The organism is Marinomonas phaeophyticola, from assembly GCF_026966905.1.
Lineage (GTDB): Bacteria > Pseudomonadota > Gammaproteobacteria > Pseudomonadales > Marinomonadaceae > Marinomonas > Marinomonas phaeophyticola.
The window spans coordinates 1-24287 of the sequence record NZ_JAPUBN010000024.1; the positions used below are offsets into that span (position 1 = coordinate 1).

The window sequence follows — 24287 nt, forward strand, 5'->3', positions numbered from 1 at the left end:
GGATAGATCGCCCGGTTTCGGGTCTATTCCCAGCAACTAAACGCCCTATTAAGACTCGATTTCTCTACGGCTCCCCTAAATGGTTAACCTTGCTACTGAAAATAAGTCGTTGACCCATTATACAAAAGGTACGCAGTCACGGAACTAAGTCCGCTCCCACTGCTTGTACGTACACGGTTTCAGGTTCTATTTCACTCCCCTCGCCGGGGTTCTTTTCGCCTTTCCCTCACGGTACTGGTACACTATCGGTCAGTCAGGAGTATTTAGCCTTGGAGGATGGTCCCCCCATGTTCAGACAGGATACCACGTGTCCCGTCCTACTCGTTTTCATTGAAAAGGTGTTTTCGTATACGAGGCTTTCACTCTCTACGGCCAAGCTTTCCAGCTTGTTCTACTAACACCAAATCAACTTAAGGGCTAATCCCCTTTCGCTCGCCGCTACTTAGGGAATCTCGGTTGATTTCTTTTCCTTCGGGTACTTAGATGTTTCAGTTCCCCGAGTTCGCCTCATTAAGCTATGTATTCACTTAATGATACCCGCAAGCGGGTGGGTTTCCCCATTCGGAAATGTTCGGATCAAAGTTTGTTTATCAACTCCCCGAACCTTATCGCAGATTACCACGTCCTTCATCGCCTCTGACTGCCAAGGCATCCACCGTGCACGCTTGGTCACTTGACCATATAACCCAAAGTAGTTTTTTAATCCCTCACTTTTCTAAAAGAAAAGTCAGTATCAAAACAACACTCAGATCACATACCAACGATGCTTTTGTGTCATCACTGGATTTTACGATTTAGAAAGTCATCCAGGTTATTCTCAATAAAGAGAAAGATGCTTTCCACCGGTTTGACGCTTGATTATCGTCTATTTCAAAAAGTCACATTGTTAAAGAGCAAGTTTAGTGCAAAGCACTAAGTCAGACATTCATGAATAACGCGAACATTATGATGACTGGTCATCACATAATCGCTTTCATCAACCCCTTGCTTAGGACTCTATCCTAGAACAATTGCTGCTATAAAGTAGTCATCAGATAATTTGTGTGAACGCTCACCAGAGCTTCGTATCGTTTAAGGAGGTGATCCAGCCCCAGGTTCCCCTAGGGCTACCTTGTTACGACTTCACCCCAGTCATTGACCACTCCGTGGTAACCGCCCTCCTCGAAAGGTTAAGCTAGCTACTTCTGGAGCAATCAACTCCCATGGTGTGACGGGCGGTGTGTACAAGGCCCGGGAACGTATTCACCGTGACATTCTGATTCACGATTACTAGCGATTCCGACTTCATGGAGTCGAGTTGCAGACTCCAATCCGGACTACGACGCACTTTGTGGGATTCGCTTACTATCGCTAGTTCGCAGCCCTCTGTATGCGCCATTGTAGCACGTGTGTAGCCCTACTCGTAAGGGCCATGATGACTTGACGTCGTCCCCACCTTCCTCCGGTTTGTCACCGGCAGTCTCCTTAAAGTTCCCACCCGAAGTGCTGGCAAATAAGGATAAGGGTTGCGCTCGTTACGGGACTTAACCCAACATTTCACAACACGAGCTGACGACAGCCATGCAGCACCTGTCTCAGTGTTCCCGAAGGCACTCCAAAATCTCTTTCGGATTCACTGGATGTCAAGAGTAGGTAAGGTTCTTCGCGTTGCGTCGAATTAAACCACATGCTCCACCGCTTGTGCGGGCCCCCGTCAATTCATTTGAGTTTTAACCTTGCGGCCGTACTCCCCAGGCGGTCTACTTATCGCGTTAGCTTCGCCACTAAGTCATTACAACCCAACGGCTAGTAGACATCGTTTACGGCGTGGACTACCAGGGTATCTAATCCTGTTTGCTCCCCACGCTTTCGCACCTCAGTGTCAGTATCAATCCAGAGTGTCGCCTTCGCCACTGATGTTCCTTCCTATATCTACGCATTTCACCGCTACACAGGAAATTCCACACTCCTCTATCGTACTCTAGCCTGCCAGTATCGGGTGCCATTCCAAGGTTGAGCCCTGGGCTTTCACATCCGACTTAACAAACCACCTACGCGCGCTTTACGCCCAGTAATTCCGATTAACGCTTGCACCCTCTGTATTACCGCGGCTGCTGGCACAGAGTTAGCCGGTGCTTCTTCTGAGGGTAACGTCACAGCAATCGAGTATTAATCAATTACCTTTCCTCCCCTCTGAAAGTGCTTTACAACCCTAAGGCCTTCTTCACACACGCGGCATGGCTGGATCAGGCTTGCGCCCATTGTCCAATATTCCCCACTGCTGCCTCCCGTAGGAGTCTGGGCCGTGTCTCAGTCCCAGTGTGGCTGGTCATCCTCTCAGACCAGCTAGAGATCGTCGCCTTGGTAGGCCTTTACCCTACCAACTAGCTAATCTCACGCAGGCTCATCTAATAGCGAAAGGTCCGAAGATCCCCTCCTTTCCCCCGTAGGGATTATGCGGTATTAGCATGCGTTTCCACATGTTGTCCCCCACTACTAGGCAGATTCCTACGCGTTACTCACCCGTCCGCCGCTCGACGCCTGTAGCAAGCTACATCGTTTCCGCTCGACTTGCATGTGTTAAGCCTGCCGCCAGCGTTCAATCTGAGCCATGATCAAACTCTTCAGTTTAAGATCTTTTGCTGATAAATCAGCGTGCTTACTCAAATTTAACTCTAACTAAACTTACATGTTTGTTTGATAAATCAAACAAACATGAACGAATTGAAAGTGTTTGGACTCTCGTAAGACTTCAAAATATTTTCGAAGTCTCCAGCGAGCGCCCACACAAATTATCTGATTAACTATTTTAAAGAGCGTTGAGAGCAACTTGTTCACACCAATGCTTGGAGGCGAACTGCGTCTCAGTGGATGCGTATATTACCTTGTTCTTTTTTTTGGCAAGGGATTTTTTTATATTTTTTAAAAAAAGTTTTAGACACAAAAAAGCCCCATCCAAAAACTCGTTTTGCATAGGGCTTTTTCACATTTCTAGCTTAAGTTTAGCCTAACCATTTACGTGCATTTTGGAATAAACGCAACCAAGGCGCTTGCTCTTGCCATTCAGGTGGATGCCAACTATGCTGAACAGTCCTATAAACTCGTTCAGGGTGGGGCATCATAATCGTTACTCGACCATCCTCTGAGGTAAGCCCAGTGACACCATTCGCGGAACCATTAGGGTTAAACGGATACCGCTCTGTCGCATTGCCATAATTATCAACATATCTCAAAGAAACTTGAGCATTAGCTACCAGAGCATCGTAATCACCCGATTCTCTATATTCTGTTTGCCCTTCCCCGTGAGCGACAACAATTGGCATCGATGAACCTTCCATGCCTTTAAAAAGAATCGAGTTTGAAGCTTGAACTTCAACTTGAACCAAACGCGCCTCAAACTGTGTAGATTCATTACGAACAAATTTAGGCCAATGATCCGTTCCAGGGATAAGCTCTCGTAAATTCGAAAGCATCTGACAACCATTACATACACCTAGAGCAAATGTGTCTTTTCTTGCAAAGAAAGCTGAAAACTGTTCACGAGCAACTTTATTGAACAAGATCGATTTAGCCCAGCCCTCACCAGCACCCAGTACATCTCCATAGGAGAAACCACCACAAGCAACCAAACCTTTAAACGCTTCAAGACTGACACGCCCAGAAAGAATATCACTCATATGTACATCATAAGGAGCAAAACCGGCCTTATGAAAAGCGGCCGCCATTTCCACATGACCATTAACGCCCTGCTCACGTAACACTGCAATTTTGGGCTTAACCACATCCTTAGCAACAAATGACGGTGTTTCATTAATATCAAATGTTAAACGACTATAAAGGCCTGGATCTTTTTCATCTAATAACGCATCAAACTCTTGTTGAGCACAATCCGGGTTATCACGCATAGATTGAATACGGAAACTTGTCTCTGACCAAACACGCTGCCAATGAGTTCGACTTTCTGCTAGTACTAGGTCACCTTGGTAGGAAATTGCGATTTGATCTTTATCATTAAGAGTCGCTATTTCAAATGCAGGTACACTTACCGACTCTAACAAACGCAATATATCTGCTTTATCACTATTGCGGATCTGAATCACGGCTCCAAGCTCTTCATTAAACAGGGCCGCCGCCACTTCTTGCTGATTCGCTGCTATATTATCAAGCTGAACATTCAGCCCTAAATGACTGGCAAATGACATTTCGGTTAATGTTGCAAATAAGCCACCGTCCGATCTGTCATGATAAGCTAATAATTTGCCATCTAAATTCAGGGATTGAATCACATCAAAGAAAGCGGCTAATACTTCTGGCTTATCAACATCGGGAACCGTATTACCAATTTGGTTATACACTTGAGCCAATACAGATCCACCAAGACGATTTTTACCCTCACCTAGATCCAATAAAATTAAACTAGTAGACGCATCATTTACTAATTCAGGGGTTAAGGTTTTACGAACATCCGACACAGGTGCAAAAGCCGTAATAACAAGAGAAAGTGGAGAAACGACACTTTTCTTCTCTCCATCTTCTTCCCATACCGTTTTCATCGACATAGAGTCTTTACCAACAGGAATAGCAATATCCAATGCTGGACATAATTCCATACCGACGGCTTTTACCGTTTCATACAGTTTTTCATCTTCGCCCAAATGACCCGCTGCAGCCATCCAGTTTGCAGATAGTTTAATCGCACTGCGCTTAGTAACCAAAGAGGCGGCCAAGTTTGTTAAAGATTCGCCAACAGCCATTCGTCCAGACGCAGGTGCATTCAATATCGCTAATGGTGTACGTTCACCCATAGACATAGACTCGCCCGTGTAGCTATCTAATGAGGATGTAGTTACCGCTACATCCGCTACTGGAACCTGCCATGGGCCAACCATTTGATCTCTAGCTATCATTCCGGTTATGGAACGATCACCTATCGTAATCAAGAAATTCTTACTCGCCACTGTTGGTAATGATAAAACGCGATTCGCTGCTTCTCTCAAATCAACCAACGAGGCATCAAAACAATCGCCCATAATGTCTTCTTTTGACGCCTGACGGTGCATCTTTGGTGGCTTACCAAATAACACTGACATAGGAAGGTCAACTGGCTGATTGGCAAAAATCGTATCGTCGACGGACAAATGCATTTCTTCTGTTGCTTCACCAACAACGGCAAATGGGCAACGTTCACGCTCACATAACGCACTAAATTCCGCTAAGCGTTCAGGAGGTACGGCCATAACATACCGTTCTTGGGATTCATTACACCAGATTTCTAATGGTGTCATGCCAGGCTCATCATTAAGCACACTTCTTAAGTTAAACTTACCACCACGCTCTCCATCTTTAACTAACTCTGGTAAAGCATTCGATAAACCACCCGCACCTACATCGTGAATAAAACTGATGGGGTTATTTTCTCCCAACTGCCAGCAACGGTCGATGACTTCCTGACAACGTCTTTCCATTTCTGGATTACCACGTTGAACAGATGCAAAATCTAGATCTTCGTTACCATCTGAAGAGGCCATCGATGACGCGGCACTGCCACCAAGGCCAATCAACATAGCAGGACCACCAAGAACAATTAGCTTAGCGCCTACAGGAATCTCATCCTTCTCAACATGATCTCTGCGAATATTACCCAAGCCACCGGCCAACATAATAGGTTTATGGTAGCCGCGGACTTCTGCGCCCATAGGCCCAGCTACTGTCTCTTCATAGGTGCGGAAGTAACCCAATATATTTGGACGACCAAATTCGTTATTAAAGGCCGCCCCACCAATAGGACCTTCGATCATAATATCTAACGGTGATACTATTCGATTAGGTTTGCCATATTGACTTTCCCAAGGCTGCACAAAATTAGGGATTTTAAGATCAGAAACGGTATACCCCGTTAAACCTGCTTTTGGCTTAGAACCAACCCCAGTCGCACCTTCATCTCGAATTTCACCGCCGGCCCCCGTTGCCGCACCAGAGAAGGGAGCGATCGCGGTTGGGTGATTATGTGTTTCCACCTTCATTAAAATATCAATTGGCTGCTGATTAAACCCATACTCTTTTGTTTTAGAGTCAGGGTAAAAACGACCAGCCGTATGTCCTTCCATTACTGCCGCATTGTCTTTATAAGCTGATAATGTGCCCTCTGGATTATGCTCGTGCGTATTCTTAATCATTTTAAATAAAGAGCGCTCTTGATCTACCCCATCAATAGTCCAACTCGCATTAAAAATCTTATGGCGACAATGCTCAGAATTTGCCTGAGCAAACATCATAAGTTCAACATCATTAGGATTGCGCCCTAACTGCATAAAAGCATCTGCTAGGTAATCAATCTCATCATCGGCCAATGCAAGTCCTAAGGATTGATTCGCCTCTACCAAAGCCTGTCGACCGCCACCTAATACATCAACCTGAGTCATAGGTGTCGGCGTTGATTGATGGAATATTTGCGCCACTTGATCAACATTAGCCAATACACTTTCAGTCATACGATCATGACAAATCCCCACAAGTTGCAACAACTCATTTTCTGACAATTCTGATTGACTGTGAATAAAGTACTGAACGCCACGCTCAACACGTACCACTTGAGATAAACCACAATTATGCAAAATATCCGTCGCTTTCGAAGACCATGGAGAAATGGTTCCTAATCTAGGGATTACCAAAAAACGAGCATTGGATTCTTTTACATTGGATGTTTTGGCACCATAAGTCAGAGCTCGAACAAGAATATCATTCTCGCCTTGAGACAAGGTCTGGCTATCTTCAAGCGTTACAAAATGTAAAAATTGAGCATCAATGTCTGTCACAGTTGGTACAATGCCTTGCATCGACGACAGAATTTTGGCCTTTTGAAATGCGGAAAGAGCGGAAGATCCATGCAGAGTTAGCATGCCGTATATTGCCTCGCTATGAGTAGTTTTGGGGAAAGTTGCCGTATTTTAAACAAGGTACTAAAGAGTGGCTAGCAAAGACTTATGATTATTGCTGATAAAGTTAAAAAATGACTATAAAACATCATTTCAGCACATTTTCTTGATCCGTTTTTTTTGAGCTCTTCTATATTGAAAAAAACGACTCAATTTTTGCGACGCTTTTTCAGCTAGTACTCCTCCAATCACCTCGACCTTATGATTTAAAAAGGGTTCGCTGAAAAACTGTCCTTGACTACAGACCACTCCACTTTTTGATTCAACGGCGCCATAAATCACCTGCTCTATTCGAGCATGCACAATAGCACCAGCACACATAGAACAAGGTTCTAAAGTCACATAGAGACGACATCCCGGAAGTCTATAGTTGCCTACGTTCTCACAAGCGGAACGAATCGCTTGAATTTCCGCATGGGACGTGGGATCACAATTCGAAATGGGAGCATTATACCCTCGACCTATTATTTTATTATCAAGTACAACAATCGCACCGACAGGAATTTCACTCTTGGCTTCTGCCTCATCCGCTAAATCTAATGCTTTTTCCATCCAGTATTCATGATCCACAGCATGCCCCTTATTTTTGCAAGGTACTAAAAAATCAGCCCCTTCATTCACTATGACACTTAATCAAAACCAAGGTCTCTTTTTTCTGATACATCGACTGGTAAAACTTCAGACGCCTGACTACCAAACTCCGTTTGAATCACTTGAAAAGTAACTTGCTGTCCTTTTTTCAGCATTTTATGCCCTTCTAAGGCAATCGATTTATAATGAACAAATATATCGGACGCATTTTCCTGAGAAATAAACCCAATACCTTTAACATTATTAAACCATTTAACCTTTCCCAATTGCTTACTCATTCACGGCTTCCTCTTTTTTTTATTTTGAGCCTACAAAAACGGGAGCCTAAGCTCCCGACTTCAGAACGGTATTAATTTTACAGAGATTCTATCGTCTGTTTCTGCTGTTGCAGCTTATGAACCGCCATTTCTAAATCACTTGCTTTTGCTTTTTCTTTTTCTACAACGGCATCAGGGGCTTTAGCAACAAAACTTTCATTGTTTAGTTTCCCCATAATACGTTGCAAATCCTTCTCTGACTTATCAATTTCTTTTTGTAAACGGGCTAATTCAGCTTCTTTATCAATCAAACCCGCCATAGGCACCAAGACCTCCATATCGCCGACCAAAGCTGTCGCCGACATAGGTGCTTCATCCGTTTCGGACAACCAGGCTACTGATTCTAGTTTTGCGAGTTTTTGTAAAAAGGCTAAGTTAGCATCCAAACGTCCATGATCTTCTGTAGAGCCATTACGCATTAAAACAGTAAGTGGTTTCGACGGTGCAATATTCATTTCGCCACGAATATTACGAATCCCTTCGATAACGCCTTTTACCCACTCAACATCCGCTTCGGCTTGTTCATTAACCCGTTCAGAGTTCGCCTGTGGATAACTCGCCAACATAATGGTATCGCCTTCGACACCTGCCATAGGCGCTACTTTCTGCCAGATCTCTTCCGTAATAAAAGGCATCATTGGGTGCGCTAAACGTAAGAATACTTCCAGCACTCGAACCAAGGTACGACGAGTCCCTGTTAATTGCTCTATGGTTGCGTTCTCATCCCACAAAACAGGCTTAGAAAGCTCCAAATACCAATCACAGTATTCATGCCACATAAACTCATAAAGAGCCTGTGAAGCTAAATCATAACGATGCGTATCAAAAGCATGGTTAACCGCTTCTTCAGTTCTTTGGAGACGTGATATAATCCATTGATCCGCTAGAGAAAGAGTTACGTCTTCACCATTTTGACCACAATTCTGATCTTCTGTGTTCATCAACACATAACGGGTCGCGTTCCAAATCTTATTACAGAAATTACGATAACCTTCGAGGCGATTTAGATCGAACTTAATGTCTCGCCCACCTGACGCCAAAGAGCATAATGTAAAGCGCAATGCATCAGTACCGTATGCTTGAATACCGTCTGGATAGGCCTCTCTTGTTGCTTTTTCTACTTTTTTAGCTAATGCAGGCTGCATCATTCCAGATGTTCGTTTTGACACCAGCTCTTCAAGAGAAATACCGCTAATTAAGTCTAAAGGATCGATAACATTCCCTTTTGACTTAGACATTTTCTGACCTTTTTCGTCACGAATCAACCCCGTAATATACACGGTTTTAAAAGGGACTTTATCAGTAAATTTCAGCGTCATCATGATCATTCTGGCTACCCAGAAGAAAATGATATCAAACCCTGTAACCAGCACATCGGATTCACTGAACTTCAAAAAGTCTTCCGTTTCTTCCGGCCAACCTTGAGTAGCAAACGTCCACAAAGCAGAGGAGAACCAAGTATCAAGAACATCATTGTCTTGAGACAATTCTAAATCCGCTGACAATTGATATTTGGTTCGAACTTCTTCTTCACTATTACCAACGTAAAACTTACCTTCAGCATCATACCAAGCAGGGATACGATGCCCCCACCATAACTGTCGAGAGATACACCAATCTTGTAAGTCACGCATCCAAGAGAAATAAGTATTTTCCCATTGCTTAGGCACAAATTGAATATCACCGTTTTCAACGGCTTCGATAGCTGGTTTAGCTAAAGACTCAACCGCCACATACCATTGATTCGTCAGATACGGTTCAATGGCAACACCTGAACGGTCACCACGAGGTACTTTCAACTTGTGATCATCTACTTTTTCTAAGAATCCAAGCGCATCAAAGTCAGCCACAATCACTTTGCGTGCATCAAAGCGGTCCAATCCACGATATTTTTCAGGTGCAACATCATTAATCGCAGCGTCATCATTAAAGATATTAATCAGTGGCAAGTCATGGCGTTTACCCACTTCATTATCATTAAAGTCGTGCGCTGGTGTGATTTTTACACACCCTGTTCCAAATTCTTTATCCACATAGCTGTCTGCAATAATCGGAATACGACGGTCAACTAATGGCAATAATACTTCTTTACCAACCAAATCCGCATAACGCTCATCATCAGGTGCAACCGCAACGGCCGCATCTCCTAACATAGTCTCAGGACGAGTCGTTGCCACTACGATATAGTCTTTACCCTCTGCGGTTTTTACACCATCCGCCAATGGATAGCGGAAATGCCACATGAAACCATTCTCTTCTTCAGATAAGACCTCCAAATCTGAAATAGCTGTGTGCAATTTAGGGTCCCAGTTTACAAGCCTTTGACCACGGTAAATAATACCTTCATCGTACAAACGTATAAACACATCTTGTACCGCCGCCGACATACCTGGATCCATGGTAAAACGCTCTTTTTCCCACGCAACAGAATCACCAAGTACTCGCATTTGTCCTGAAATCGTCCCACCAGATTGCGCTTTCCAGTCCCATACTTTCTCAAGAAACTTTTCACGCCCTAAATCATGACGCTTAATACCATCAGCAAGCAACTGACGCTCTACCACCATTTGTGTTGCAATGCCTGCATGATCACTACCAGGCTGCCATAAAGCTTGCTTACCACTCATACGCTCACGACGAATCATAGCGTCCATTAAGGTATGCTGAAATGCATGCCCCATATGTAAGCTACCCGTCACATTAGGTGGTGGAATCATGATAGAGAAAGGAGTGCCATCACCTTGAGGGGAGAAGTAACCGGACTCTTCCCATTTTTGATAAATTGGCTGTTCAATTGTTTGAGGTTGGTAAGTTTTTTCCATTATGGTTTCTTAGACTTCTATATGTAATGAGATGAAAAAAGAATAACGATTGAGGTTAGTATAACGCGACAAAGGGAGATAAAAAAACAGGCAAAAGTAAGTAAACACCGAAGACAAGGCAAAACAGTAATTACAAAGGTCCATTTAATCGCTAATAATAGGATCGTCTCTACAAAAAATAGCTCACTCCACTAAAAAGAGCTCCGATTTATTAGCAAACCTTCAATCCTTTTTTGTAGATCTTTTATCAATATCTGATGTCAGTTCAGCCACAACATTACTGACAATAGTAGGAAGCAAACGTTCAATCACAGTACTAATGGCCTTATGCAGCTGAGCAGAGTCAAATTCTGTTAGCGATATTTTTTCAACGTCACTTGATGCTCTTGGAAGACCATTATCAGCGACCACACCCGTACAATCTTCTTGTGTAAACTCCTTCTCCATTTTATCTGATAAATGAACCTCTTGACTTACACTTAAAGAAACATGATCTCCGACTATATCCATTAGAATAGGGATATCATCTTGATTTCTTAACGCGGCTATCAAAACATTTTCATCAGGTTCAGCCACTAGGTTTTCGTGTTCTTGAGGAAGGTCTGACATAACAACGCCTAAGCAATAATTAAATTTATAAGAAGATGGATCAAATAACTCTCTCATTGCGAAGAGAAAAAGTCCACAAATGATCACCACCCATGATGATAAAAATCATCAAGATAGATAAAACCCAAAAACAACGTTTTAACTCGCTTTCAACTAAACACTTACTTTACATAAATAAAAATAGGCCGCATAAAACGCTCAATACGGCCTATTAACACTAATATTATAGTAAGCGAATACTATGCATTTTCTTTAGCAAGAAGGTATTGAGTTAATAAAGCCACAGGTCGACCACTCGCGCCCTTGGATGCACCACCAGCCCATGCGGTACCCGCAATATCAAGATGCGCCCATGGATAAGACTTTGTGAAACGAGACAGAAAGCATGCAGCCGTAACAGAGCCGGCTTCAGGACCACCAATATTAGCTATGTCTGCAAAGTTGCTATCCAGCTGCTGTTGGTACTCCTCATCTAAAGGCATTTGCCAAATTTTATCCGCTGAAGTTGTACTAGCAACGTGAAGATCGGCCGCAACCGTATCATTGTTTGCATACATACCAGAATTAACACTACCTAACGCAACGACACAAGCACCAGTTAAGGTTGCAATATCAACGACAGACTTAGGCTCGAAACGCTCAATATAAGTCAAAGCATCACATAGCACCAAACGCCCTTCAGCATCTGTATTTAAAATTTCAACCGTTTGGCCTGACATCGTTCTTACAACGTCACCTGGCTTAGTCGCCCTTCCACTTGGCATATTTTCTGCCGCCGCTACAACCGCAGTGATATTCATCTTTGGCTGTAATTCACAGATGGCTTTCATTGTGCCAAATACGCTAGCGGCGCCGCACATGTCATATTTCATTTCATCCATTTTCGCACCAGGCTTCAAGGAAATACCACCTGTATCAAAAGTAATACCTTTACCAAGTAATACATGAGGAGCATCACCTTCTTCACCGCCTTTATATTCCATTACAATTAAGTAGCTTGGTTGATCACTGCCACGACCAACTGAAAGCAAACATTGCATCCCTAACTCATCCATACGATTTTCATCTAACAGATCAATTTTTAATTTGTAATCGTCCCCTAGCTGCTGAGCTTGTGAAGCCAAATAACTTGGAGTACAAACATTACCTGGTAAATTACCTAATTGGCGAGCGTAATGGGAACCTTTCGCGGTTGCCACACCAATTTTAAGCGAATCTTCATCCGTACCTTGCAATAAAATGGTTTCCACATCAGGAGCAATTTCAGGTTCTTTCTTAAAGCCAATAAATTCATAAAAACCTTCGTTTACCCATTGAGCAACTAACGTCAATACATTGTTTTTTGAACGTTTTTTTATCGCAAGCTCAGAACTAGCAATCGCCACTGTTTTGTACGGCAATTTTTTTATTTGTGATGCTACCGATGCAATAACTTTTCGAGCTTGGGCATCAGATAATTCATCATCTTTACCTATACCAACAAGTAAAATTGGTTGAGCGAAATCTTGATTTGTCACTGGCAACAATAACGTCTCGGCCAACTTACCTGAAAATACTTTTGTCGCTCTTAACTGCTCAATACTGCCATCTAAACTTTCATTTAACCAACTTGTTGAATCCGGTAATGCAGAATCACTTGGAACAAAGGCCACAACCAAATCGGCTTGAACTGTAGAAAAACGATCGAATAATGCCGTGTTCATTTATAAACCCTCTAATTATAATTTCAAAAAAAACTGGATCATCACCATACTAGCACGTGATAATGGGGACTTTATATCTATTGTCAACTTTCTAAGTATTAACACATTACACAAATGAGGTACTCTTGATATTATTCAGATACTTAGCAAAAGAAGTTCTAGTATCAACGGCAGCTGTTTCACTTATATTACTTTTGATCATTATAAGTGGTCGTTTTGTCAGTTACCTAGGTAGAGCTGCAGAAGGGAAAATGACGTTTGAGTTTCTCTTCATCATTTTGGGGTTTCATATACCCAGCTTCGCTCAGATGATTTTGCCACTCGCTTTTTTCCTCTCACTGCTTTTGGCTTACGGCCGCTTGTACGTTGAGAATGAAATGTCCATTTTATTCTCTTGTGGCGTAAGTAAACTAAAATTAACGGGGTACACCCTGGGAATTGCTTCCATTGTCATGATACTAAATGCCATCTTAACTTTTTGGATTGCACCAGCAAGCGAATATCAGGTAGAGCAAGCGGCCCAGCAACAAAATCAACTAACCGCCTTTGACTTTGTTAAACCAGGTCGTTTTCAAGGAAGAGGACAAAAAACCACGTACGTTGCCAGTTTAACTCCGAATGAAGGCTGGATGAATGACGTATTCATCTCAGATTTCATTAGAATGAAGGGGCAGGACATTCCTGTGCAAACCCTTGCTTCCTATGTAGAACAAGTAAAAATAGATGATGAAGGAGGAAGAAATTATTTAATATTTAAAGAAGGTACTCGGTATGAAGGAACACCAGGGACAAGTAATTATAAAGTCACCTCTTTTGATACCTATGCAGTTCGCCTAGAGGACACTGAAAAAGAGGACATAACCGATATTGTTACTCGCTCAACCCGCTCCATTTGGAATAGCTCTAATTTGGAAGAGTATGTAGAAATGCAATGGCGTATCGCTATCGTAGTGATGATCCCTATTCTTGCGGTGATCGGAGTCGCTCTAAGCCATGTAAATCCTAGACAAGGGCGCTTTTTTAAGCTTTTACCAGCCATCGTATTAGTGATTATTTATTTAGGTATGCTAATTTGGGCTAGAACAGCACTAGACAAAGGAACCATTCCATCCAAATTTGGACTGTGGTGGGTGCACGGCATTTTCCTAACTTTAGCGATCATGCTGCTATTACAATTTATTGGGTTCACCTTTACAAAACAGAGAAAGCATCAGTGAAAAAACTCGATCGTCATATAGGATTAGGGATATTTTGGGCCTTTTTAATCGTCGCTTTTGTCCTATTAGGAATAGACTTTGTTTTAACTTTTATTGATCAAGTTAAAAAGGTAAATACGTCATTTCCCATTAGTTCGCTTTTAGAAGTACTTATCTTCCGCCTCCCTGGTAAGTTCACTGACTATATCCCAATCGCTTCATTAATAGGAACGCTCATTGGACTAGGCTCCATGGCCGCAAACTCTGAACTCACAGTAATACGTGCCGCCGGCATACCCTTATGGCGAATAGGTTACTCTGCCATTAAGCCAATATTACTCATTTCTGCTTTTGGCATGGTAATCACTGAGTACATAGCCCCTGAAGCAAGACAAAAAGCCGACTTAATTGAGAAGCTAAGAAACCAGCAAGACAACCAGTTTTCTCTTACTGGTGGTGTTTGGATCCGCTCAGAGGAAAAATTTATTTATATTAATGCAGCCGATAAAGATGGCACGCTATATGGCCTACAGATCTTTACACCTGACGGGCAAAAGCTCACTCAAATAAGCAAGGCAAACACAGCCACACCTCTTTCTAATAACCAATGGGAGCTGCACTCAACCAGGACAACACGCTTTTTGGAGACATCTATTGAAACAACACAAGCTCAAACTAGCGTGTGGGAGACATCGCTAAAACCTGAGCATTTATTCCTTGCTGCCCAAGAGCCAGAATCACTCTCTTTAAGTCAGTCAAATCAATATCAGTCCTATTTAGAACGACAGGGGCTTGACAACACTCAATACAAATTAGAATTCTGGAGCAAAGCGCTCAGCCCTCTAGCCTCGATTGCACTCGTCATCGTAGCCCTGTCTAGCGTATTTGGCCCCCTAAGGTCATCTACAATGGGAGGCCGAATATTCTCTGGTGTTATGATTGGCTTGGTATTTCAAAATGGACTCAGCTTGTTTGGTAAAATGAGTTTAGCGATTGGGTTCTCTCCCTTAATAGGTGTAATTACACCTATTATGATTTGCTTTATCATAGGTCTTATTCTTATGCGCAGAGTTAGCTAGTTTTTTTATTCTTTTTATGATCAATAAAAACCAATTTGGTATGGCTTAGTTTGTCATGCCAAGATCGGTTCTCTTTATCAAATAAACACCATAAAAAACCCAAACCCAAAGCCCCCCATGAAACAATAGAAAAAACAAACCTCGCACTGGCTTGTCGTAACGTCACCTTGCCCCCTCTTCAGACACAACCTGAATTTTCCAAACTTGCATACCCAGTGTCTGTCCAGGGTGACACCAGAATTTCACAAAAAAGCCCCATGCAACGAGTAATAACAGCCAAAACATCCATGGGCCTTCAACGGCAGCCCCATCATTCAGCAAAACGGCCCCCCATCCCAAAATAAAATACAGAGCCAACAATAGAAAGCTATCGTATAAAGCAGCAGCAAAGCGCCGCCACAGTTTTACCCTTATTAGATCCATAGTTTTTGTCACTTTATTAAAATTCATTTAGATATAATGCCTGTACAAATATTCCACAATTCAGTTTCTTGAGCATCCTAATGGCAATACCCTATTTAACTCGCAGTCAATGGTTTAAAGCATCGTGGTTATTTAGCTTAACCTGCATTATTTTAGCTTATTTTATGGCATCTCAATACCTACCGTATATACAAGTATTAAGTCCATTAGGAACTGTCTATTTAAGTACGGCTTTTATTGGGCAAATTGGCATTATAGGCATAGTCATTACTTTACCAATATCCTTACTCACTTTCGCAATCAAAAACAGAGTGATCAACGCACTTCTTCTTTGGCTTAGTGCATCCTCACTCCTGTTACTACTCGTTCTTGACACTCAAGTCTACTCTTTGTACCGCTTTCATTTAAGTGGCTTTATTTGGAACCTTGCGTTTGGAGAAGGAGGCAGCCAAATCATCAACTTCTCTTGGTATTCCCTTATATTAACCAGTGCAGGGGTGCTATTTATATTTGGTATAGTATTGACTCTGCTACTTATGTCATTAAGCAGAGTCTCTAAGAACCAAAAAAACCCATCATTAGATACTTCCTTTTGATTCTAATCAGTTTTTTAAGCGCAAATGCTATCCACGTTTGGTTTGATGCTCATGGTAACACTGAAATACGAGGAATGACTCGCCACCTACCACTTTATCAACCCGCTACGGCGGTGCGCTTTATGGCTAAACAAGGTTGGATTGATGCACATCAAGTAAATCAACAAGCGTCACTGAAACGCAACCATAGTAATTCAGATTTATCTTACCCAAAGGCGCCTTTTTTAACTAATATAAGCGAACAACCAAATATTATCTTTATTGCTATTGATGCATGGAGAGCGGATACCTTTGATAGGGACACGACACCCAACACGTTCCAATTAACAAAAGACAAGAATGCGCAATATTTTAAAGACCATCACAGTGGAGGCAATGTCACAAAAGGCGGTATTTTTAGCCTGTTTTACGCCCTTCCACCCACTTATTGGGATGCTTTTACCGCCGCTCAGCAAGCTCCCGTATTCTTTCAAACATTACAGAATGCTGGCTATAACACAGGGATATTTGGTTCTGGGCCATTAATAAATCCTAGCTTCCATCGTAATGTCTTTAGTAGCATAGAAAACCTTACTACTATGACTGAAGGTGATACCGCGTCCCAGAGAGATATACAGATGGTTAGCAACTTTCAAACCTTTTTAGATCAAAATCAGCAAGAACCTTTCGTTGGCTTTCTTTTCTTTGATGCGGCACACGGATATGCACCACCAGAAGATTATGAGCCCAAATTCACCCCCTATTGGGACAGAGTAGACCACATTAAATTAGGGCCAGATTTCGATCCTGTTCCATATAAAAACCGATACAAAACAGCCTTACACTTTGTTGATAGTCAAATAAAAAACGTCATTGAAGATTTAAAACAAAGAGACCTATATAACAATAGTATTATTATCATTACATCAGATCATGGTGAGGAATTTAATGAAACCAAACTAAACTATTGGGGACATGGGAGTAACTTCACGCCTAATCAAACACAAGTACCACTGCTCATTATATGGCCAGAGAAATCCGCCCAAACAATAGAATATCGCACTAGTCATTACGACATCGTACCAACGTTATTACAAGAGGCATTCAAGGTAACAGAGCCTATGGAAAGCTACAGTAGCGGTCACTCACTATTTAAAGAAGGGGGCAGAGACTGGCTATTAGTACACAGTTATTTCAATTACGGAGTCATAATGAAAGATAGGATAATTACCACTTACCCCACTGGCCAATATGAAGTTACTGATATTAACCTGCAGCCGTCAGAACTCCCCATGCCAGCAGCAACGACAATAGAAGTACTTAATGAAATAAGCCAATTCTATAAATAAGAACACTGACATAGAGAGGAATACAGAGTAAAAAAGCATTCGTTTACTTTTACTCTGTATAATATTACTTCTCTCGATTCATATATTGCTCAATCCTAAATAACGCCTCTGCTAAACGATCCTCATCACATGTATAAGCAAAGCGCACATACTTTTGCGCATTATGAAAACCAAAATCATCTCCAGGGGTGAGGGCAACGTAATACTCTTCCAGCAATCCTAAACACCATGACATGGCGTTATCCGTTATGTGAGATACATCCACAAATACATAAAATGCACCTTGAGCAGGTGCCACTACAGGCAGCCCTAAACGCGCCAACCCAGCCAACAAAAAGAGGCGACGCTTATCTAAAGTCTGACGTCGTTTTTCACATTCTTCTAATACAGCTGGCTGAAGCGCTTGAATTGCGGCATATTGAGATACCGTTGGAGCTGAAATAAATAGGTTTTGAGCAAGCTTTGTCGCACCTTCAATCGCCCATTCAGGAACGACGATCCATCCTAATCGCCAACCAGTCATAGCAAAGTACTTGGAAAAACTATTAATCACAAAGATATCCTCAGAAATAGACAGGGCGGTCATATCTTCTCCCTCGTATACCAAGCCTTGATAGATTTCATCCACCATAAGGTGTCCACCTAGTTCTTCAACTTTTTCCAGAGCCCCTTCAAGATAAGAACGATCTAAGACAGCCCCCGTTGGATTAGAAGGTGATGCCAACCATAAGCCAGTCGTTTTATCATCCCAGTGAGTTTCAACATCATCTAAATCGATGGCAAATTGAGTTTCCGAATCGGTCTTAATTAATTTGGCTTCAGCACCTACTTGCACCAAAAAATGACGGTTGCATGGATAACAAGGGTCAGGCATCAAAACATTATTACCGCTATCTACCATCAAGGAAGACAACAATATTAATGCACCAGAAGCACCTGGAGTGACAACAATCCTCTCAGGAGCCACTGTCGTTTTGTATTTAGTCTGATAGTGCAAAGCAATCGCCCGCTTTAACTCAGGTAAACCAGTCGCTGAGGTGTAGCCTGTGTTATGCTTTTGAATAGCATCAATGCCTGCCTCTGCCACGGAAGACTCAGCAACAAAATCCGGCTCACCTACCTCTAGGTGAATAACATCCCTGCCCTTAGCCTGTAACATTTTGGCTTTATCTAAAATTGCCATAACGTGAAATGGCGCAATTTCTTCAACTCTTTTCGCTAGTTTTCCCATGATTTGCTTAAATTCCTCAGATAAATCACCCTTTTTCAAAAAGGATTGACAGAAAGTGTTAAAAGGTGTGGTTTCATGATCAATAATTTGATAAGTTTTCCGCCCTCAATATACCACCCTTAATTATTGTTTACAGGTTAGCTTAAAAACAACCTGCGAAGTGAGGCAAATGAACATGCCAAATATGAATCCAGAATCATTAATGAAAGACTTCACTCCTTATCAAGCGAAGGCTGATGAAGAGTATATGAACGAAGCTCAACGCGAGCACTTTATAAATATTCTAAGGAACTGGAAACAGAACTTAATGGAAGAAGTTGATCGTACCGTTCATCACCTTCAAGAAGAAGCCGTTAACTATGCCGATCCAAATGATCGAGCAAGCCAAGAAGAAGAGTTCAGTTTAGAGCTTCGTACTCGTGACCGTGAGCGTAAGTTGGTGAAGAAGATCAACAAAACGATAGAAAAAATCGAAGAAGATGATTATGGCTTCTGCGATCATTGCGGCATAGAAATTGGCATTCGTCGTTTAGAAGCGCGCCCTACTGCTACTCTTTGTATTGACTGCAAAACCCTTGCAGAGATCAAAGAAAAACAAGTAGGTCGCTAATCTAAATAGCCTCTAGACAAGCCACTCTAAAAGCATGCATAGTCACTATGTAGGTCGGTTTGCACCCTCTCCAACAGGGCCTCTGCACTTGGGGTCTTTAGTGAGTGCTCTAGCCAGCTATTTAGACGCTAAAAAGAATCATGGCAAGTGGCTTATTAGAATTGAGGATGTTGATCAGACTCGTTGTAAGCCTCTTTATACAGAGGCCATAGTAAGCTGCTTATCAAGTTATGGCCTAGAAAGTGACGGCCCTATCGCTCTACAATCTGAACGTTCTCATATTTATCAAGATCATCTAGACATACTTAAAAAACAGCACCAAGTATTCCCCTGTAACTGCACGCGACAAACACTTCAAAGTAACAACAATCAGCATATTGGAGCCTGTAATAGCGACATAGAACAACCTCATTCTTGGAGATTACTGAGTCAAGAAGCCCAACTACACCATCAAGATCCTATCCAAGGCAATCTGCATTTTTCTCTAAATAAACAAACAAATTGCCCCGTATTAAAACGTAAAGACCAATTTTTCTCCTATCAATTAGCCGTAGTCATTGATGATCATCTACAGAAAATAACACATATTGTTAGAGGCGCTGATTTACTAGATACCATGGACACCCAACTTTACCTCTATACACTCTTTAATTGGCAGCCCCCTAGCATAGCTCACACTCCTCTTATTTTAGATATCCACAAACAAAAAATAAGTAAACAAAATCATGCCCGCGCCCTACCTCATGGAGAACTCAGTATTTTAAAAACCGCCCTTTCTTATTTATGCATTCCAGAAAGCCATAGTTGTTCCATTCAAGAAACACTTATCCATGCCATTCAACACTGGACTCCAGGCAATTTAAAACAACAAACACATTTAGAAATCAAAACCGAACACGCCCACCTAGCCACACAAAATTAAGTTCAAAAAAACACAACAGACCCCTCCTACAAGTTTTATGCTCAAAGTGTATAATCGTTACACTGCGTTACCATTAGTGACATTCAACCTATTGGCAATACTTTCATATACAATGGCTACCTAAATGCAAAACATTCTACTCATACATCCAACAAGTTCTTTATTAAGCGCCGCAACGGAGTGGCTATCACGTAGCGGGTTTCACGTTACCTCATCTGACAATGTCAATCAGATACAAACAACCCACGACATAAATACAATTGATTTAATCTTAATCGACTCTAAGACACTTCCAGACGAAACCATCAACTTCAGTCTCTCCCCTTGCCCAATCATTGTATTAGACCAATACCCTACGATAGACAAGGCTGCGCTTATGATCAAAGAAGGCGCTCAGGATTATTTACAATTACCTATAACGGCTGAAAAGCTGTTAGAAAACATCATCAACCTATTTGACAAAAGCTCCTCAAAGACCAACTTATTTGCTAATACCGGAAGCAAAGATGAAGCACTCCATTTACAAATTCTAGCTAATGGCATTATTGGCAGCAGCCCTTCAATGCAATCACTCTTCAGTGACATGCAAAAAATATCTGGCACAGACGTTACCGTACTTATTAGAGGAGAATCTGGCACAGGTAAAGAGCTAGTAGCAAAAGCACTACACAACCTCAGCCATAGAAAGAATCAACCCCTCATTAGCGTTAACTGCGCAGCCATTCCAGAAAACCTGATTGAATCAGAGCTATTTGGACATGAAAAAGGCGCCTTCACCGGAGCCATTAGTGCTAGAGACGGATTAATCTTCGCGGCCAATAACGGTACGCTATTCCTAGATGAGATTGGAGAACTCCCCCTAGAGGCCCAAGCACGATTATTGAGGGTATTACAAGAGGGAGAAATCCGTCGCGTTGGCGCAGTCTCATCTACTCACGTGAATATTCGCTTGGTCACGGCCACTCACCGGAACTTACAAGAGATGGTCTCTCAAGGGCTGTTTCGAGAAGATTTGTATTATCGGCTGTACGTTATGGAATTAATTCTTCCTCCTCTAAGAGAGCGAGGGGATGATATTTCTTTAATTGCAGAAACCCTGCTTTATAAGGCCTGTGAAAAACACCACAAAACCAAACTTCAATACACCAAAGAATTTGATCAAGCCATTAGAGCCCACAATTGGCCAGGGAATGTTCGAGAATTAGAGAATGCGATTGAACGAGCAACCATATTAAGTGACTCTCACAAAATAGACCCTTTCAACTTAAAAATTCCACAACCAACACAACAAACTAAAAATCCTAAAGAAGAAAATCAAATAAATGACAACCTCACTCTTGATGGCTACCTGAAATACGTCATATTAAGGAAACAAAATGCATTAACAGAGACTCAACTTGCACATTCTTTGGGCATTTCAAGAAAAAGCTTATGGGAAAGAAGACAAAAGCTAGGGATACCCAGAAAAGTAACAACAAAAAGTAACACTTGATACGATAATACCCACATTTCTTTCATTAAAATTGTAACTTTTGTCATGAAAAAAACAAAAAAACCTTACACATCATAAAGATAGTAAAACTGGCACAGCTTATGCTCTATTACGGACACAACGATAACAAGATAGACCATAATAAAAATAAGTTAGTCGTCGAAATGCGTTCCAAAAAATAAAAATAAAAACACAGGAACACCTTAGCCTCTTAAAATAAAAATAAGAACTTGAGGCTAGGGATAGAAAAATCGCTTTGGATAATTGATCTTTTTAGATATGTAAGCCTTCGGGCAATGAAAACATTGCAATAATAAAAATAAGTTTTGAGTAGAACTGCAATAGCAGCACCAACTCTGTTTTCGGAACTAATATCTTCATGTATCCAAAGCGATTATTTTGTTTATCGCTTTCCTACCCCCTACTTTTCATACTTCTTCATACACCTTTTATTTCAAGTGAAAAATTTGTCTTAGACGTGTAAAATACATCTGTCGTCAATTTAATAGTCTGTATTCCAATGCTAACAGGATTTAAATATCTAGCTAAAAAGGCAAGTTCACTCTTTGCTACCAAATCAGCAACGTATCCGATAGTGATACCGCGAGACAAACACACTCTATCACGCTCAGGTCTTAGTCCAAATGCGATAAAAGTGCTTTATCGTCTTAACAAAGAAGGCTTTGACGCTTACCTAGTAGGCGGCTGTGTCAGAGATCATCTGATCGATATTGAACCTAAGGACTTCGATGTCGTTACTAATGCCACCCCTGAAGAAGTCCACGCTATTTTCTCCAATTCCCGACTGATAGGAAGACGCTTTCGATTAGTACATGTTACCTATGGTCGAGAAATCATCGAAGTATCTACTTTTAGAGCTAACTCAGCCCCAACAGATGAGTCCAAAGAGATAAATGGAGATAGCGGCAACTTAAAAGGCAAAGATTCAGCACGGTCCGCTCACGGAATAATCCTCAGAGACAATGTCTGGGGAGACATAGAGCAAGATGCTCAGCGCCGAGACTTCACTTTTAACGCACTCTATTACAATGTCGCGGACTTCAGTATCCATGATTATTGTGGCGGACTTGAAGACATTCAAAAACAACAGGTGAGAATGATTGGCGATGCCAGCCAGCGGTATCAAGAAGACCCGGTACGAATGCTAAGAGCGGTTCGTTTCGCGGCTAAGCTCAATTTTGAAATCGAGCCAAATACAGCTAACCCAATCAAAGATATGGCTCACTTGCTAGACCACATTCCACCAGCAAGACTCTTTGAAGAAGTACTAAAACTACTGGGAAGTGGTAATGGTGTCGCAACCTACCATCTTTTACGAGAATATGGCTTATTCCGCTATTTGTTTCCTGAAACCGATGACCTTATTCGTAGTAATTGGAAAAACCCACACATTGATGTCGAAAAATTCATTTTACAAGGCCTAAAAAATACTGATAATCGAATTCAAGAAGGCAAGAGCACTGCGCCGTACTTCTTATACGCCATTCTACTTTGGCCAAAAGTACTTCATCGCCACACAGAATTTTTAGCTCAAGGATTGCCGGAAACACCGGCTTTGCACCAAGCCGCCTCTCTTGTCTTAGATAACCAAGTTGCCCATACATCGATACCAAGACGCTTCTCAACACCTATGAGGGAAATCTGGGATTTACAATTCAGACTGCCAAAACGGTTTGGAAAAAGAGCATTTACCCTTGAGCAGCACCCAAGATTTAGAGCGGCCTTCGATTTCATTCTTATTCGAGAAGAAAGCGGTTCGGATCTAGATAACCTGGGATCTTGGTGGCAAGATTTTCAAGATGCAAATGATAAGGGTCGATTAGATTTAATAAACAAAGCAGACCCATTAAAAAATGGTAAGAAACTCCCTGCTAAACGCCGCCCTCGCCGCCGCAAACCCAATTCAAAAAGAGTAATCAGTTCGGTAGATAGCGGAGATTCTGTGTCTCATGAATAAAGTATATATTGGGCTAGGAAGCAATCTAAATAACCCTCTAGAACAATTAGAAAGTGCATTAAAGGAATTACGTGATCGAACAGACATACATAACCTGTCTGTTTCTCCCTTTTATTCTAGCAAACCTGTAGGACCTCAAGATCAACCTGACTTTGTCAATGCTGTGGCTATGTTTTCAACAACACTAAAGCCAATTGAGATACTCGATACCCTACAAGCAATAGAACACTCCCATCATAGAGTTAGAGAGCGACATTGGGGGCCAAGAACGCTCGATTTAGATATACTACTTATTAATAATGACATCATATCATTACCAAGATTGACTGTGCCTCATCCTTATATGCTAGAGCGCGGTTTTGTAATTAAGCCACTCGCAGACATTACACCACAAATGCTATTATCAAACGGCAAAACTGTAGAAGAGCATTTACACCAAATCAACACAACCGACTTAGTCTGTTTATAAGAAGAAA

The 24287-nt window shown here is 41.8% G+C and carries 16 protein-coding genes, 2 rRNA genes and 1 pseudogene; 9 read left to right on the forward strand and 10 right to left on the reverse strand.

Going from position 1 to position 24287, the window contains the following annotated elements:
- The 8 genes from O1D97_RS18340 to O1D97_RS18375 all read right to left on the reverse strand — a co-directional run.
- Positions 1 to 679: ribosomal RNA gene (locus O1D97_RS18340) — 23S ribosomal RNA — on the reverse strand; the annotation flags it as partial.
- A gap of 393 nt (positions 680 to 1072) precedes the next feature.
- A 16S ribosomal RNA gene (locus O1D97_RS18345) occupies positions 1073 to 2610 on the reverse strand.
- A gap of 371 nt (positions 2611 to 2981) precedes the next feature.
- Positions 2982 to 6878, reverse strand: a complete 3897-nt coding sequence (gene purL, locus O1D97_RS18350; RefSeq protein WP_269127642.1) for a phosphoribosylformylglycinamidine synthase — start codon at positions 6876 to 6878, stop codon at positions 2982 to 2984.
- Between the two features lie 129 nt (positions 6879 to 7007).
- Entirely contained in the window at positions 7008 to 7484 is a 477-nt protein-coding gene (gene tadA, locus O1D97_RS18355) for a tRNA adenosine(34) deaminase TadA (protein WP_269127643.1), read from the reverse strand.
- A 59-nt stretch (positions 7485 to 7543) separates the two neighbouring features.
- Positions 7544 to 7783, reverse strand: a complete 240-nt coding sequence (locus O1D97_RS18360) for a cold shock domain-containing protein (protein WP_269127644.1) — start codon at positions 7781 to 7783, stop codon at positions 7544 to 7546.
- Between the two features lie 77 nt (positions 7784 to 7860).
- Positions 7861 to 10644, reverse strand: coding sequence for a valine--tRNA ligase (locus tag O1D97_RS18365; protein WP_269127645.1), 2784 nt, complete (start codon positions 10642 to 10644; stop codon positions 7861 to 7863).
- Positions 10645 to 10866: 222 nt separating this feature from the next.
- Positions 10867 to 11253: a hypothetical protein gene (locus O1D97_RS18370; protein WP_269127646.1), complete on the reverse strand. Its 387-nt coding sequence runs from the start codon at positions 11251 to 11253 to the stop codon at positions 10867 to 10869.
- 239 nt (positions 11254 to 11492) lie between these two features.
- Positions 11493 to 12956 (reverse strand): leucyl aminopeptidase, encoded by a 1464-nt coding sequence (locus O1D97_RS18375; RefSeq protein ID WP_269127647.1) that lies wholly within the window; start codon positions 12954 to 12956, stop codon positions 11493 to 11495.
- A gap of 125 nt (positions 12957 to 13081) precedes the next feature.
- On the opposite strand from O1D97_RS18375, the gene lptF reads away from it, so the two are divergent.
- The gene (gene lptF / locus O1D97_RS18380) at positions 13082 to 14173 is read left to right on the forward strand and encodes an LPS export ABC transporter permease LptF (protein ID WP_269127648.1); all 1092 of its coding nucleotides are present in this window, start codon (positions 13082 to 13084) and stop codon (positions 14171 to 14173) included.
- The gene (gene lptG, locus O1D97_RS18385; protein ID WP_269127649.1) at positions 14170 to 15231 is read left to right on the forward strand and encodes an LPS export ABC transporter permease LptG; all 1062 of its coding nucleotides are present in this window, start codon (positions 14170 to 14172) and stop codon (positions 15229 to 15231) included. Before lptF ends, lptG begins: the two co-directional genes overlap by 4 nt.
- On the opposite strand, the pseudogene O1D97_RS19975 reads toward lptG, so the two are convergent.
- Positions 15224 to 15681, reverse strand: a pseudogene (locus tag O1D97_RS19975) (RDD family protein). The gene lptG and the pseudogene O1D97_RS19975 sit on opposite strands and share 8 nt — an antisense overlap.
- Before the next feature lie 53 nt (positions 15682 to 15734).
- Here O1D97_RS19975 and O1D97_RS18395 point away from each other — a divergent pair.
- Together O1D97_RS18395 and O1D97_RS18400 are read left to right on the forward strand one after the other, a co-directional pair.
- A complete protein-coding gene (locus O1D97_RS18395; protein ID WP_269127652.1) occupies positions 15735 to 16250 on the forward strand; it encodes a DUF3413 domain-containing protein in 516 nt (171 codons plus the stop codon).
- Positions 16247 to 17578 (forward strand): sulfatase-like hydrolase/transferase, encoded by a 1332-nt coding sequence (locus tag O1D97_RS18400; RefSeq protein ID WP_269127653.1) that lies wholly within the window; start codon positions 16247 to 16249, stop codon positions 17576 to 17578. The genes O1D97_RS18395 and O1D97_RS18400 overlap by 4 nt, the downstream gene beginning before the upstream one ends.
- A gap of 64 nt (positions 17579 to 17642) precedes the next feature.
- On the opposite strand, the gene O1D97_RS18405 is transcribed toward O1D97_RS18400, so the two are convergent.
- Positions 17643 to 18809, reverse strand: coding sequence for an aminotransferase class I/II-fold pyridoxal phosphate-dependent enzyme (locus O1D97_RS18405; RefSeq protein ID WP_269127654.1), 1167 nt, complete (start codon positions 18807 to 18809; stop codon positions 17643 to 17645).
- A 175-nt stretch (positions 18810 to 18984) separates the two neighbouring features.
- On the opposite strand from O1D97_RS18405, the gene dksA reads away from it, so the two are divergent.
- The 5 genes from dksA (at position 18985) to folK (ending at position 24280) form a co-directional block, all read left to right on the forward strand.
- Positions 18985 to 19419 (forward strand): RNA polymerase-binding protein DksA, encoded by a 435-nt coding sequence (gene dksA, locus O1D97_RS18410; RefSeq protein WP_428981138.1) that lies wholly within the window; start codon positions 18985 to 18987, stop codon positions 19417 to 19419.
- Positions 19420 to 19453: 34 nt separating this feature from the next.
- On the forward strand, positions 19454 to 20341 hold the full coding sequence (gene gluQRS / locus O1D97_RS18415; RefSeq protein ID WP_269127656.1) for a tRNA glutamyl-Q(34) synthetase GluQRS: 888 nt from the start codon (positions 19454 to 19456) through the stop codon (positions 20339 to 20341).
- Positions 20342 to 20465: 124 nt separating this feature from the next.
- The gene (locus O1D97_RS18420) at positions 20466 to 21833 is read left to right on the forward strand and encodes a sigma-54-dependent transcriptional regulator (protein ID WP_330221511.1); all 1368 of its coding nucleotides are present in this window, start codon (positions 20466 to 20468) and stop codon (positions 21831 to 21833) included.
- Positions 21834 to 22353: 520 nt separating this feature from the next.
- Positions 22354 to 23811, forward strand: a complete 1458-nt coding sequence (gene pcnB, locus O1D97_RS18425) for a polynucleotide adenylyltransferase PcnB (protein ID WP_269127657.1) — start codon at positions 22354 to 22356, stop codon at positions 23809 to 23811.
- Positions 23804 to 24280: a 2-amino-4-hydroxy-6-hydroxymethyldihydropteridine diphosphokinase gene (gene folK, locus O1D97_RS18430; protein ID WP_269127658.1), complete on the forward strand. Its 477-nt coding sequence runs from the start codon at positions 23804 to 23806 to the stop codon at positions 24278 to 24280. Before pcnB ends, folK begins: the two co-directional genes overlap by 8 nt.
- The last annotated feature ends 7 nt before the right edge of the window (positions 24281 to 24287 follow it).

Coding starts and splice junctions, on each gene's coding strand:
- gluQRS (WP_269127656.1), top strand. CDS start 19,454: ATGCATAGTCACTATGTAGGTCGGTTTGCACCCTCTCCAACAGGGCCT.
- dksA (WP_428981138.1), top strand. CDS start 18,985: ATGCCAAATATGAATCCAGAATCATTAATGAAAGACTTCACTCCTTAT.
- folK (WP_269127658.1), top strand. CDS start 23,804: ATGAATAAAGTATATATTGGGCTAGGAAGCAATCTAAATAACCCTCTA.
- pcnB (WP_269127657.1), top strand. CDS start 22,354: ATGCTAACAGGATTTAAATATCTAGCTAAAAAGGCAAGTTCACTCTTT.
- O1D97_RS18395 (WP_269127652.1), top strand. CDS start 15,735: ATGGCAATACCCTATTTAACTCGCAGTCAATGGTTTAAAGCATCGTGG.
- O1D97_RS18360 (WP_269127644.1), bottom strand. CDS start 7,783: ATGAGTAAGCAATTGGGAAAGGTTAAATGGTTTAATAATGTTAAAGGT.
- O1D97_RS18370 (WP_269127646.1), bottom strand. CDS start 11,253: ATGTCAGACCTTCCTCAAGAACACGAAAACCTAGTGGCTGAACCTGAT.
- O1D97_RS18375 (WP_269127647.1), bottom strand. CDS start 12,956: ATGAACACGGCATTATTCGATCGTTTTTCTACAGTTCAAGCCGATTTG.
- purL (WP_269127642.1), bottom strand. CDS start 6,878: ATGCTAACTCTGCATGGATCTTCCGCTCTTTCCGCATTTCAAAAGGCC.
- O1D97_RS18405 (WP_269127654.1), bottom strand. CDS start 18,809: ATGGGAAAACTAGCGAAAAGAGTTGAAGAAATTGCGCCATTTCACGTT.
- O1D97_RS18420 (WP_330221511.1), top strand. CDS start 20,466: ATGCAAAACATTCTACTCATACATCCAACAAGTTCTTTATTAAGCGCC.
- O1D97_RS18365 (WP_269127645.1), bottom strand. CDS start 10,644: ATGGAAAAAACTTACCAACCTCAAACAATTGAACAGCCAATTTATCAA.